Genomic DNA, 13,147 nt, shown 5'->3' with positions numbered 1-13,147 from the left:
CCCGGGTCGGGGCGGCCCCCCCCCCCCCGGGCGGGTGGGGGGGGTGCGCGCGGCCCCCCCGCCGCCCCCCCGCCCCCGGGGGGGGCGCGGCAGGCGCAGGCCCACTCCTGACGGATCGTCAGATTGCTCCCAGGATCGCCGATTCCGGCCTCGACAACGCCCGGCCACGCTCCCAGGCGGCCCGGAAGCCGGGCTCCCCGAGCATCTCGGCGCAGCCGTCCAGGACGGCCCGCAGCTCCGGATCTCCCGCGTCGTGAGCCCCGCGGAGGCCGTACGCGGCGCCCAGCGCCGCCGCACCGCGGGCCGCCTCGCCGAGCGCGAGGCAGTGCTCCGCGAACCCCTCCAGCACGTCCGCCCGCACCGGCCGGTCGCCGCTGTCCGCCGCGAGCTCCAGGGCGCGGCGGTGCAGCGGGCCGGCCGCGTCCGGTGTGCCGCGCCGCTGCCGGATCCGGGCCAGGCCGCTGTGCAGCAGGGCGAGCAGGTGCAGCCGCGCCGGGGCGCCGGGGCCGGTCGCGGGCAGCCGTTCCAGCCGCCGCAGCGCCTCCTGCTGGCCACGCAGGGCCGCGTCCAAGTCGCCGACGCGCCGGTCGAGTTCACCGAGCGCGTAGTGGACGGCGGCCTGCAGGTGGGGGTCCCGGGCGCGGTCGGCGGCGGCCAGCGCGCGCTCCAGGTCGGACCGGGCCGCAGCCGGTTCGCCGCGGCGCGTCCGCAGCCGGCCCGACAGCAGCAGTGCCAGCGGCGCCTCGCCGCGGCCGCCCGTCTCGGCGTCCCGTTCACCGGCCTCCGTCAGGGCGGCGAGCGCCTCGTCGGCCGCGCCGGTGACGGACAGCAGCGCGGCCAGCGTGACCAGCGCCATGGCCAGCCCCCAGCGGTCGCCCACGGCCCGGAAGCCGTCCACTGCGGTCCGCAGGCGGTGCTCGGCGGGTCCGATCCGGCCCTCGCCCAGCTCGATCCGGCCGGCCACCAGGTGGGCGGCTGCCCGCGTCCACCGGTCGGGGTGCTCGCCGTACCGCTGCGCCGTCGTGCCGACCGCGTCCGGCGGGCCCGCCATGGCGAGCAGCAGCGCGGCGGCCAGGGCGACCGGGTGATCGGCCTGCTGGGCGGTGATCAGCGCCGTACCCGTCGCCTCCGGCGGGACCACGGCGTCGCCGGGTTCCCGGAGCGGGGCGGTGAGCTGCAGCAGGATCACGCACAGGGCGTGCACCTGCTCCAGACCGGGCGGCGGGGTGCGGCCGTGGGCCGCGAGGACGGCCGCCGTCCACTCGCCGGCTTCCCGGCTCTGACCGCGCATCAGCCAGGGCCAGGCCCGGGCGGCCGTCAGCCTCAGCGCGTGCTCCGGTGGGCCGACGACGACCGCCCGGCGCAGCGCGGCGTCCAGGTTCCCCTGTTCCGCGTCGAGGCGCGCCAGCCAGCCGATCTGGCCGTCCGTCCGCAGCCGGGGTTCGGCGGTCTCGGCGAGCTCGACGAACCGGCGCAGGTGGGCCGCCGCGGTCGCGTCGGCCTCGCCGGCTTCGACGAGCCGTTCGGCGGCGTACGCGCGGACCGTCTCCAGCAGCCGGTACCGCACCGCGCCGGTCTCCCGGCCGACGACCGCGACCAGGGACTTGTCGGCCAGGGACGCCAGCAGGTCCTCCACGGCCGTCGGGTCGGGCGCCGAGCCACCCGGCCAGTGCCCGGCGCAGACCGGGTGCGCGTCGGGCAGGGCGGCCCCGCCGGCGAACACGGAGAGCCGTCGCAGCAGGACGCGCTCGTCCTCGTCGAGCAGCTCCCAGCTCCAGCCGATGACGGCGCGCAGCGTGCGGTGCCGGTCGGGGGCGGTGCGGGAGCCGCTGTCCAGCAGCCGGAGCCGGTCGTGCAGCCGGGCCGCGACCTGCCCGGGGCTCAGGGCCCGCAGGCGGGCCGCCGCCAGTTCGAGGGCCAGCGGCAGGCCGTCCAGTTCCCGGCAGATCCGGACGACCGGCTCGACGGTGTCGTCGTCCAGGGAGAATCCGGGGCAGACCGCGGCGGCCCGCTCCGTGAACAGGGCGACGGCGGGGTGCGCCAGTGCCTCCTGTGCGGTGCCACCGGGTTCGGGCACGGCGAGCGGCGCCACCGGCCAGAGCACCTCGCCGGTGACGCCGAGCGGTTCGCGGCTGGTGGCCAGCACGGTGAGCCGGGGCGCGGCGGCCAGCAGGCGGTGGGCCAGCCGGGCCGCGTCCTCGATCAGGTGCTCGCAGTTGTCCAGGACGAGCAGGACCGCACGGTCCGCACGCTCTTCCAGGGCTCGGACGATCCGGTCGACGGGATCTCCGGCCTGACCGCCCGCGGGCAGGCCGCCGGCCGCGACCCCGGTGTCCGCCGGGCGGCGGACCACGGCCAGCACGGCCCGGGCCACCGCGTCCGGTCCGGCGGCGCCCGCGAGTTCGGCGAGCAGGACGTCCGTCGCGGGCGGTGCGGCCGTCGCGGCCGCGACCGCCAGCCGGGTCTTGCCGACACCGCCCGGCCCGGTCAGCGTCACCAGGCGGGAGCGGTGCAGGCGTTCACGGATCGCCGTCAGCGCCTCGTCGCGGCCGACCAGGCCGGTGAGCCAGGTGGGCAGGGCGGTACGCCGGGCCGGGTCCGCGGTGGTGGCGGGGGTCGGCCTCGGTGTGGGCGGCGTCCCGCCGGACAGCACCTGCAGGTGGACGTCCCGCAGTTCGGCTGACGGGTCGGCGCCCAGGTGCTCGGCCAGTGCCCGCCGGGTGCGCTCGAACACCTCCAGCGCCGCCGCCTGTTGCCCGTCCGCGTGGAGTGCACGCATCAGCCTGACGGCGGCCCGCTCGCGCAGCGGGTGCGCGACGCACAGCCCGGTGAGTTCGGCGACCAGGCGCGGCAGCGGGCCGGGCGCGCCGAGGGCGAGGAGGGCGTCGGCCCGCTCCTCCACCGTCGACAGCCGCAGCTCCGTCAGCCGGGCCGTCGGCGCCGCGACGAACCCCGCGCCTTCGGCGTCCGCGAAGGGCGTTCCCCGCCACAGTTCCAGTGCCCCGTCCAGCAGGGCGACCGCGTCGGTGAACCCGCCCGACGCGAGCGCCGCCCGCCCGGCCGCGACCCGCTGCTCGAAGTCCCAGGCGTCCACGTTGCTGCGGGGCAGGTCGAGCAGGTACCCGGCGGGGTGCGTGCCGATCACCGCCCGGTCGTCGCCCAGTGCCCGGCGGAGCCGGGAGACCAGGGACTGCAGGGCGCCGGCCGGTTCCTCCGGCGGGGTGTCCCCCCAGAGGTCGTCCACCAGACGCTCCCGGGTGACCACCCGCCCGGGGTCGAGGGCCAGCCGGACCAGGAGCAGCCGAAGCCGCGCCCCGCCGACCCCGGACGCCGACCCGTCCGCACTCCGTACGACCTGAAGTGGCCCCATGACGTTGATCCGCACCCCGCCCGCCCCCGCTCAGCACCAGCCGACATCCAAGATCATTATCCCGGTGTCCCGCCGGGCCGGATCCGCGGGGCACGGCCCGGCGCGACCGCCGACGGCGGCCGGTGCTCGTCCTCCTCGGACGCCGAGGCGGCACGAGCCGGACCGTCGGCCGTACACGCCCACGCCCTTCACCTTTTCGAGTGAAGATCGCGAAGGGTGTCCGCCCCCGCACCCCGCCCGAACCCGACACTGCGGGTATGTCACAGCATCCCGCGGGCAAGTCCGCCTCGTCGCCGACGAGGACACGGGTCATCAGGCACGCCGCGGCCGTCGCAGCCGCCCTGGTCCTGGGCACCGGGCCCGCCCCGACCGCCTCCGCCGCGGCACCGGACGCGGGCGGTCCGGACACGGGCGCTCCGGACGCGCGGCAGCTCGGCGCGTACTGGACCGCGGCCCGGATGGCGGCCGCGCTGCCCGGCGACACCGGACGCGCCGCGCCGGCCACCGCGGACGGGCCGCTGCCCGGCGAGGTCACGCCCCCGAGCAGGAGCTTCGACGGCATCCCCCAGGTCGGGGCCTTCTTCTGGACCGACGCCGGGGGCACGGGCCGGAGCTGCAGCGGCTCCGTGGTGCGCAGCCCCGGCCGCGACCTGGTGCTGAGCGCGGGGCACTGCCTCTCGGGGTACTCCGGCACCTCCCCCAAGCGGCACCTGGGGTTCGTTCCGCAGTACCACGACGGGCTCGCGCCGTTCGGCGTCTTCCCGGTCAGGACCAACGGCGTCCACGTCCCGCAGGAGTACTACGACCGGGGCCCGCACGCCGGGGCCGCGTACGACTTCGGGTTCGCGGTGACCGAGGCCGGCCAGGACGGGCGGCGGATCCAGGACGCGGTCGGCGCGGTCGAGTTGCTCACCGACTCCGGGTACGTCCACGCGCCGGTACGGATGATCGGGTACCCGAGCCGCGCGCAGAAGCCGCTGGAGTGCCTCGGCCGGACCACCCGGTGGGTCGGCGACGACCCCGCCGACCCGGGCACCTTCCAGCGCATCGCCTGCGACGGCTTCGTGAGCGGGACCTCGGGGGCGCCGATGCTGGTGCCGTGGCCGGGCGGCTGGGCGGTGATCGGGGTGATCGGCGGCTACCACATCGGCGGCAACACCCCCCAGGTGTCCTACAGCGCCTACTTCGGCTCCGCCGCCCGGGCCCTGTACGACGCCGCGACCACCGGCGCACCGCCCGCGGGCCCGGCCTCCTGAGTCCGGGCCGGACGCCGCGTCCGGACGCCGCGTCACTCGCCGCGGGTGGTGAGGCGGCCGGCGGCGTCGAGCCGTGCGAGGCGGTCGTGTTCCTTCTCCGCCCACCGCCGCACCCGGTCCGGGTCGAGCGCGGTGCCGTGACCGACGTGCAGGGCGGTGGGGTCGAGGGCGAGCATCCGGCGGAGGCTGGCGAGGTTCTGCCGGGGGTCGTCGTGGAAGGGCGGGTTGGCGGGCCTGCCGGGGATCAGGCCCATGAAGGAGGCTGCGACCAGGTCACCGGCGACGAGGTCCCCGTCGTCGGTGAGGACGGAGACCGATCCGGCGGTGTGGCCGGGGGTGGGCATGATGCGCGCCGCGACACCGAAGTCCTCCAGGCTCGTCTCGCCGCGGACGAGCACGCCGGGTTCGACCGGCTCGGCCCGGACGTGGAGGTTCCTGTTGCGGGCCATGAGGCGGCCCATCGGACCGGTGGGCAGGTACGGTTCGCGGACCCGGCCGGACCGGTACGGCCCGAGGTCGGCGACGTGGCCGGCGACGGGCGCGCCGGTGAGCCGGTGCAGTTCGGCGGCGGCACCGAAGTGATCGATGTGGCCGTGGGTGATGACGATCAGTGAGACGTCGGCGGGGTCGACGCCGTGGGCGGTGACCCCGTCGAGGATCTTCCGGCCGCTCCCGGGGGTTCCGGCGTCGACGATGACGGGCCTGCGGCCGAGCAGCAGGTAGGCGTTGACGGCGTGCCGGCCCATGACCGGGATCGGGACGACCTTCGTGCGGGACATGGCTCTCCTCCGGAATGTGCGGCGGTGCCGCGCCGTGCGGGCACGGCGGAGCTCGGCCCTTCGCCGGTGCCGGCGGAAGGGGGCGGGCGGGGGCTGCGGGGGCAGGTGAGGGGCGGTGGGGGCAGGGGCGGGCGGGTCAGAAGCGCCGGCGGTACTCGGCCGGGGTGGTGCCCAGCCGCCGCCGGAAGACGCGGTGCAGCGTCTCCACGGAGCCGAGGCCGCTGGCGGCGGCGACCTCCGGCAGGCTCCGGTGACTGTCCTCCAGCAGTCGCCGGGCGGCCTCCAGCCTGGCCGCCTCCACGTAGGCGGCCGGTGTCGTGGAGGTGCGCTGGTGGAACAGCCGGGTGAAGTGGCGCACGCTCAGGTGCGTCCGGGCAGCGAGGGCTTCGAGGGAGAGGTCCTCGACGAGGTGTTCGGCGATCCACATCCGCAGTTCGTCGATCCGGTCGTCCTCGCAGCTCCGGACGGACAGCGGCACGCTGAACTGGCTCTGCCCGCCGGCGCGTTTGACGTACATCACCATCATCCGGGCGGTCGCGAGCGCGAGGTCCTGGCCGTGGTCCTCGGCGACCATGGCCAGCGTCATGTCCATCCCGGAGGTGACGCCGGCGCAGGTCCACACCTGCCCGTCCCGGATGAAGATCGGGTCGGGGTCGACCCGGACCCGGGGGTGGTCGGCGGCCAGCCGGGCCGCGGTGAGCCAGTGCGTGGTGGCGGGCCGGCCGTCGAGCAGCCCGGCGGCGGCCAGCACGTGCGCTCCCGCACAGACCGAGCCGACCCGCCGGGCGCGGGACGCCCCGTGGCGCAGCCAGTCGGTGACTTCACGGTCGATCACCGGTTCCACGCCGCCGTCGGCGATCTCGACCGCCCCCGACACCAGCAGGGTGTCGATCGGGCCGGACACCTCGTCGAGGGCCAGGTCGGCCATCAGCCGGACGCCGCTGGAGGTGACCGCCGGACCGCCGTCGGCCGTTGCGATCTGCACGTGGTAGCCGGGCCGGTCGGTTCCGGCGACTCGGGTGGCGACGGAGAACACCTCGGCCGGGCCGGTGACGTCCAGCAGCTCGATGCCGGGGAAGGCGACGATCACGACACGGTGCGGTGGGGGCATGCCCTGATCATTCCGCCCGGCCGGCCACGGCCGCAATGACCAGGATCTGTCACATCGGGCCATCAAGGAGCACCGGATCCGGCCGGTCCGGCGCACCGCCGGCCGACGCGGGAGGACGGATCCACCCGCCCCGGACCGCCGTCTCCCGGGCCGGTACGTCCCGGCCCCGGGCGCGACCGCTACCCGGCGTCGGGGGAAGCGGTGCCCGTCCGGCGGAGGTGGGCGTCGATCAGGGCGAAGGTGGCGTCGGGCTGTTCGATCTGCGGGAGGTGGCCGGCCTCGGGGACGACCTCCAGTCGGCCGTTGCCGAAGGCCTCGGCGTACGCGGCGCCGTAGGCGGGTGTGACGATGCGGTCGCTCGCGCCCCAGAGCAGGAGGGTGGGCACCCGGACGCGTCCGATCCGGCGCAGCAGCTTGGGGTCGTGCATGTAGGGGTCGCCGGCGAGGAGGCGCACGGTCGCCGTGTTGGCCTGCCTGCGCGCGAGTTCTTCGGCCGGGACGTCGGCGAGGTCGACGTGGTACCGGTCCGGGTCGTGCCAGGAGTGCTCCGCGGCGCTGCGGGCGTCGAGGGCGAAGAAGTCCGTGATCGGTTCCGTGTCGACCTGCACGCCCACGGCGCCGATCAGGACGAGACCGGTGATGATTCCCGCGGTGTCGCGTACGGCCATCTCCGCGGCTGTCCATCCGCCGAGGGAGGAGCCGACGACGAGGACGTCGCGCAGGGCGCGGTCGTGCAGGTGGTGCAGGTAGGCGAGGGCGAGGTCGTCGATGCCGGTGAGCCACCCGGGGCGGTGGGTGCCGTCCCAGCCGGGGTGCACCGGGGTGATGGTGTGAGCGAGGCCGGAGAGGTGCCGGGCGAGGCCGGCGACGGTGGCGGGGCCGCCGCCTCCGTGCAGGACGAGGACCGGCCTGCCGGTTCCGGCCTCGGTCAGGGTCAGGGGCAGGTCTGCGTACACGGCTGCTGTGTCGGTGGGCATGCCTCAGGGTAACTAATGATGTTTATATAAGCTAGTTTCGTTTGGCATAGACTCGACGCATGCGTAATGAGCTGCAAGAACTCGGCAGAGCGGTCAAGCAGGCCCAGTACCGACAGCACCGGGCGCTCGACAGCGCGCTCTCGGACGTCGGCACGACACTGGCCCAGTGGGACGCCCTGCGCGCGATCAGCCGCGCACCCGGCGCCTCGGGGCGCGAGTTGGCCACGGCGACCTTCCAGACCGAGCAGGCCTTCGGCGCGCTCGTCGGCCGCCTCACGACCCAGGGCCTCGTCGAACGCCGGCCGGGACACGGCCGACGCATCGAGCACCACCTCACACCTGCGGGCGAGCAGGTCCTGACCGCCGGCCACCAGGTCGCCGACGGCGTCCTCGCCGACTGCTTCGCGGCGCTGCCCGAGGCGGATCGCACGACCCTGCTCGGCCTCCTCCGACGCCTCACCGAGGAACCGGACGCGTAGGACGGGCCGGCGGGCACACCCCCACCGGGCCTCGACGGCCGCCCACCACCGCGGCACGGACGGGCGGTCAGGTGCGGTCGGCGCGGTCGCGGCCCGGACGGCAGCCGCGGACGCGCGGCCCCGCGGGGGGAGCCGCGGTCGGACCGGCGCCCGCCGTCAGCGACTCAGGGTCGTGGGGAAGCCCACGCCGGTGAGCCGTTCGGAGACGTCCCACAGGCGGCGGGCCCTGGCGTCGTCGACGGCGTGGGGGCTGAGCTGCGCGGGGGCGGGGAAGCCTCGCAGCTCGCCGCGGCCGTCCGGTCCGGTGTAGCTGGCCCCGGGCAGGGGCTGGGTGGCCGCGTAGAGCGAGGGCAGCGCTCCCTGCTCCTGCGACTGGGCGACCAGGCGGTTGGCGATCGCCATCATCAGCCGCTGGCCGGCGCCGGCGGCGCCGCTCTGCAGGTTGGTGGCGGCGTAGCCGGGGTGGGCGGCGTGCGCGGTGACGGCGGAGCCGGCCTCGGTGAGCCGGCGCTGGAGTTCCCTGGTGAAGAGCAGGTTGGCCAGCTTGGACTGCTGGTAGGCCCGCCAGGGGCGGTAGGACCCGCGCGAGTCGAGGTCGTCGAAGTCGATGTCCACGCCCGGTCGCCGGTGCGCGTTGGAGGCGACGGTGACGACGCGGTCGGTGATCTGCGGCAGCAGCAGGTTGGTGAGGGCGAACGGGCCGAGGTGGTTGGTGCCGAACTGCCTCTCGAAGCCGTCGGCCGTGCGCGCCTCGGGGATCGCCATCACGCCGGCGTTGTTCACCAGGACGTCGAGCGGGCCGTGCCATCCCGCGGCGAACCCGCGGACCGAGGAGAGGTCGGCGAGGTCCAGTCGCCGCACCTCGGTGCTGCCCGGCAGGCCCCGGGCGAGGGCTTCGCCGCGCCGGGTGTCCCGGACGGCGAGCACCACGTGGGCGCCGGCCCGGGCGAGTTCCCGGGCGGTCACGGCGCCGATTCCGCTGGTGGCTCCGGTGACGACGACCGTGCGGCCGGTCTGCGCGGGGAGGTCCGCGGCGGTCCACTTGCTGTGTGATGCGCTCATGCCCCCAGGCTGCCCGGACCCCGTCATGTTGTCAATGACAACATTGCCGCGTGTTCGCACGCCCCCGCCACGACGGGCGCCCGGGCGGGCCCCTGAGGACGATGCGACCCGCACCGCGGCACGACGGACCGGCGCAGCCGACCGGCCGCACCGCGCGGCGCCGTCACGGCCGGCCCCGCCTCCCCGCTCCCGCGCCCGACCTCGCCGACAGCCGCTCCGCCAGGAGGAGTTGGACGGATTGACCTACGCTGTGTGAGGGGCTGCCGGGTCGCGCACCGGCCCGGCGCGACCACCGGCACGGAGGTGCGAGGTGCCCGCAGAAACCGCCCCGGCAGAACGGCGCGCCAAGACCGTGGCGGTCGCGGCGGCCTCGACGGTCCGGCGGCTGCCGTTCACGGCCGGAACGGCTGCGCTGATCCTGCTCGTGGGGTTGTCCGTCGGCGGCCTGTGGCACCCGGTCTCGGATCGCTCCTGGTACCCCGACGTCGCGTACGGCCTGCCCTCGTTCGAGGCCGGGCGCTGGTGGACCCTGATCACCGGGTCGCCACTGTGCGCGACACCCGCCGACTACCTGCTGGTCCTGCTCGCGGTCGTCCTGCTCGTCGGGCTCGCGGAGGCCCGCCTGGGAACCCGCTGGGCCGCGGCGGCGACGGTCCTCGGCCAGCTCGGCGCGGCACTGCTCGCGGCCCTGCTGTTCCTCGTGCTGCGCCACACGGACTGGGCCTGGGCCAGGGAGCAGGCGCGCGCGGTGGACGTCGGCCTGTCGGCGGGCGGGCTGTGCGCGGGAGCGCTGGCCTCCGCCGCCCTGGCCTCGCCGTGGCGGCAACGGCTGCGGATGGGCCTGCTCACGTACGTCACCGTGTGGCTGCTCTACGTCGGCGGCCTCGTCGAGGTGGAGCACGCGATCGCCGTCGCCGGCGCCCTGATCGCGACCCGGTGGCTGAAGGTGCCCGGCGCGGCCCCCACCTCCGGCCGGCTCAGCCGCCGGGAGTGGCGGCTGCTGGCGGTCGCCGGACTGGTCCTCCTCGCGGCGATCCAGACCGTGGTCCGGCTGTCGCCCAGCCGCGGTCCGCTCGGGAACACCTCGGGCGAGGGCGGGTCGGGCTGGCAGCTCCTGATCTCCCTGGTGCTGATCGCCCTGCTGGTCAACGGGCTGCGCGGCGGGCGCCGGGTCGCCTGGCGCTGGAGCCTGCTGCTCTGCCTCGCCAACGTGCTGCTGGGCCTGCTCGTCGCGGTGGCCTACGTGGTCGGCCGGATCCTGGGCGAGGAGGTGACGGTCACGGGGGCGGCGGTCTTCGTGCCCGCCGCGATCCTGTGGACCGCCGAGGCCGTCGTCCTGCTGGCGGGCCGGGAGGCCTTCCGGGCCGGGCGTCCGCGCCGCCGGGTGCGCCTCCGCACCCCGCCCGGCGGCCCGCACCGGCCGGGCCGACACCCCTCGGGCGCCGTCGGGCCGGCCGCGGACGCCGACCCGCAGGAACGGGCGACGGACCTGCTCGTGCGCCACGGCGGCGGGAACCTCTCGTGGATGACCACCTGGCGGGACAACTCCTACTTCTTCCCCGACGACGACGGGGACGAGGGCGGGGATGGGGACGACGGCTATCTCGCCTACCGGGTGCACGCCGGCGTCGCCGTCGCGCTCGGCGACCCGGTGGGCGCCGCGCGGACCCGGGCCCGCACCATCACCCGCTTCGCCGACATGTGCGACCGATCCGGGCTGGTCCCCTGCCTGTTCTCCGCGACCGCGCAGGCCGCCGAGGCGACCGGCGCCCTGGGCTGGCGCTCGGTCCAGGTCGCCGAGGACACCGTCATCGACCTGCCCGACCTGGAGTTCCGCGGCAAGGCGTGGCAGGACGTGCGCACCGCGCTGAACCGGGCCGGGAAGGACGGCGTGGAGTACCGGCTCGGCGCACTCGCCGAACAGCCCCGCCCCGTCCAGTCGCAGGTCCGCGCGATCTCCGAGGAATGGGTCGGCGACAAGGGCCTGCCGGAGATGGGCTTCACGCTCGGCGGGGTGGACGAGGCCCTGGACCCGCGGATGCGGGTCGGCCTGGCGATGGACGGTGACGGCCACCTCTACGGCGTCACGTCCTGGATGCCGGTCTACGACCACGACGGGGCTCCCCGCGGTTGGACGCTCGACATGATGCGCCGCCGGGACGGCTTCCGGCCCGTGGTCGAGTTCATGATCGCCTCCAGCTGCATGGCGCTGCGCGACGACGGCGCGCGCTTCCTCTCGCTCTCGGGCGCGCCGCTGGCCCGCAGCGGAGCCGCCGAAGCGCCGACCGTGCTCGACCGCATCCTCGACCAGCTGGGCAGCACCATGGAGCCGTACTACGGCTTCCGCTCGCTGCACGCCTTCAAGGCGAAGTTCCAGCCCCGCCACGAGCCCATGTTCCTGCTCTACCGCGACGAGGCCGACCTGCCGAGGATCGGCCTCGCCCTGCTCCGCTGCTACATGCCCGCCGCCACGGTTCGCGACCTGCTCAGGGTCCCGGCGCACCACGGCTGAACCGTGGATCCGGCACGGTGGCGGAGCCCGCCGTGGCACCGGAACGGGCCGTCGGCGCGGCCTGGGACCAACTCCACCAGGTCCGCCCGGCCCGCCCTGACCGGCTCCTGCCGGCCACCCTGAGCGTCCTGGCGACGGAGCTGTACACCGTCCGGGCCCGGACACCGCGCACGCGCGACTGAACGCCCGGCGGACCTGGCTCGAACAGCACCAGGACCAGGTCGCCTCGACCCGGCCGTGAACGCCGGCCGCGCCGCCGACTGACGCCGGACCGACGGACCGACGGACCGGCCGCGGGCCGCGTCTCCGAACCGGGAGCATCCCCGGGAGCGGGTACGGCAGTTCACCCGGGTTCGGGGCGCCCGGGTGTTCCACCAGGGCGGGTCGAGGCAGTGGATGATGGCCTGCGCGGGCCTGAGCACGGGCGAGTTCACGAGGGGGATGCGGCAGTGATACAGGTGGACTCCAGCGGGGCGTTCAGCACCAACTGTGTCGGTGTGAAGTGCCTGCCGTTTCCGCTGAGTTTCAGTGTCGGCGAGGCCGACGGCTCATGGATGATCAGCGCGGCCGCCGCTCGTGCGGGAGAGCTGATCGACGTGCTCACCCGCACGGCGAACGACACGGTCGTCGTCGTGAACCTGGGGACGAACAGCTTCCTGGACGAGGACGACCGGCAGTGGAGGCCCTCGCTGATCGCGGCGGAGCAAGGGGTCGACTGCACCGTCCACCGGCTCGGGGCGTGGGCCCGCGTCTCCATCGGGCTGAGCGAGGAGTTCCTGGTGATGGACCGGAGCAGCCTGCCCCGGTTCCTCGGCGCCACCTGGTCACCCTACGAACTGGCTCTGGTCGACGTGCCGTCGGGGACCACCCCCGCGCAGCTCGACGAGCTCGCCCTGGTCATCGGCACGGCTTTCGGCAACGAGCCGGTCCTCCCCCACCTCGCGGAGTCGCGCTTCTCCCTCTCCGGGCACGACGACTGCTACCTGCTGGTGGAGTCGCGGGACGCTGCCGTGCCCGCGTCGCTCCTCGGCCGCATGCTGGCCCTGCTGGCCGGCTCCGCTCTGATCGAGGCCGGTGGAGTCCCGTCGGTGCGGGTTCCGGAGCCGGAGAACGCGCTGCCGGAACGGCTGCTCGGCGAGAACCCCCATTGGATCGGAAACGTCGGAACCGCCTCCGGGGACATGGTGACCGTCAAGCTGTCCCCCCTGTCGCAGCGGTGGCACCTCGGCGTGATGCCACCGGAGCGGGCCCGGTACACCGCGACGCTCGACCTGGCGAACGGCCGGTGGGACCTCGGCTCCCACTGAGTCATCGGGCACGGGGGCGACGAGGCTCGACACGGCCGGAAGCGGTGGCCGTTCACGCGTCAGGGTGGCTGTTCGTACGTGTCCGGTGCGCCCGTGCGGCGCGGGGACGGCGGACGCGGCCTGGCGGTGCCCTCGGCGGGAACGCGCCCGCGCGCTGCGCCCGGTGGTGCGGCGACGCACCGACTCGCCGCGCCGGCACGGCACCTGGCCTCGCCCGGGAAACGGCGGGCCGGGAGGAGGAGACGACACGCTTGGGCGCGGCGCGCCGCGGCGGGGGCGGGGGGCGGGGGGGGG

General features: G+C 75.7%; 10 protein-coding genes. 5 read left to right on the top strand and 5 right to left on the bottom strand.

The genetic code is table 11. The features are described from left to right. Positions 1-118: 118 nt before the first annotated feature. A complete protein-coding gene (locus tag ACFV0O_RS24040) occupies positions 119-3,370 on the bottom strand; it encodes a BTAD domain-containing putative transcriptional regulator (protein ID WP_380345147.1) in 3,252 nt (1,083 codons plus the stop codon). Between the two features lie 257 nt (positions 3,371-3,627). Here ACFV0O_RS24040 and ACFV0O_RS24035 point away from each other — a divergent pair, with 257 nt between their 5' ends. Beyond that, positions 3,628-4,626, top strand: coding sequence for a trypsin-like serine peptidase (locus ACFV0O_RS24035; RefSeq protein WP_380345145.1), 999 nt, complete (start codon positions 3,628-3,630; stop codon positions 4,624-4,626). Between the two features lie 32 nt (positions 4,627-4,658). Here the strand turns inward: ACFV0O_RS24035 and ACFV0O_RS24030 are convergent, their stop codons facing one another. From ACFV0O_RS24030 to ACFV0O_RS24020, 3 genes are all read right to left on the bottom strand, one after another. Then, entirely contained in the window at positions 4,659-5,405 is a 747-nt protein-coding gene (locus tag ACFV0O_RS24030) for an MBL fold metallo-hydrolase (RefSeq protein WP_380345144.1), read from the bottom strand. 136 nt (positions 5,406-5,541) lie between these two features. Continuing rightward, complete coding sequence (locus ACFV0O_RS24025) at positions 5,542-6,516, bottom strand: GlxA family transcriptional regulator (RefSeq protein ID WP_380345142.1); 975 nt, start codon at positions 6,514-6,516, stop codon at positions 5,542-5,544. 179 nt (positions 6,517-6,695) lie between these two features. After that, positions 6,696-7,493, bottom strand: a complete 798-nt coding sequence (locus ACFV0O_RS24020) for an alpha/beta fold hydrolase (protein WP_380345140.1) — start codon at positions 7,491-7,493, stop codon at positions 6,696-6,698. Positions 7,494-7,552: 59 nt separating this feature from the next. Here ACFV0O_RS24020 and ACFV0O_RS24015 point away from each other — a divergent pair, with 59 nt between their 5' ends. Beyond that, on the top strand, positions 7,553-7,972 hold the full coding sequence (locus ACFV0O_RS24015) for a MarR family winged helix-turn-helix transcriptional regulator (RefSeq protein WP_380345138.1): 420 nt from the start codon (positions 7,553-7,555) through the stop codon (positions 7,970-7,972). A 156-nt stretch (positions 7,973-8,128) separates the two neighbouring features. On the opposite strand, the gene ACFV0O_RS24010 is transcribed toward ACFV0O_RS24015, so the two are convergent. Beyond that, positions 8,129-9,034, bottom strand: coding sequence for an oxidoreductase (locus ACFV0O_RS24010; protein WP_380345136.1), 906 nt, complete (start codon positions 9,032-9,034; stop codon positions 8,129-8,131). Between the two features lie 310 nt (positions 9,035-9,344). On the opposite strand from ACFV0O_RS24010, the gene ACFV0O_RS24005 reads away from it, so the two are divergent. The 3 genes from ACFV0O_RS24005 to ACFV0O_RS23995 all read left to right on the top strand — a co-directional run bounded on the left by ACFV0O_RS24005 (position 9,345) and on the right by ACFV0O_RS23995 (position 12,853). Further along, the gene (locus ACFV0O_RS24005) at positions 9,345-11,546 is read left to right on the top strand and encodes a bifunctional lysylphosphatidylglycerol flippase/synthetase MprF (protein WP_380345135.1); all 2,202 of its coding nucleotides are present in this window, start codon (positions 9,345-9,347) and stop codon (positions 11,544-11,546) included. Between the two features lie 32 nt (positions 11,547-11,578). Continuing rightward, positions 11,579-11,728 carry a hypothetical protein gene (locus ACFV0O_RS24000; protein WP_380345133.1) on the top strand — a complete coding sequence of 50 codons (150 nt, stop codon included), beginning with the start codon at positions 11,579-11,581 and terminating at the stop codon, positions 11,726-11,728. A gap of 267 nt (positions 11,729-11,995) precedes the next feature. Continuing rightward, positions 11,996-12,853 carry a hypothetical protein gene (locus ACFV0O_RS23995; protein ID WP_380345132.1) on the top strand — a complete coding sequence of 286 codons (858 nt, stop codon included), beginning with the start codon at positions 11,996-11,998 and terminating at the stop codon, positions 12,851-12,853. The last annotated feature ends 294 nt before the right edge of the window (positions 12,854-13,147 follow it).

Source organism: Kitasatospora sp. NPDC059577 (assembly GCF_042735475.1).
Taxonomy (GTDB): domain Bacteria; phylum Actinomycetota; class Actinomycetes; order Streptomycetales; family Streptomycetaceae; genus Kitasatospora.
The sequence above is the reverse complement of the archived record's forward strand: the minus strand, read 5'-3'. Positions and strand labels throughout refer to the sequence as shown.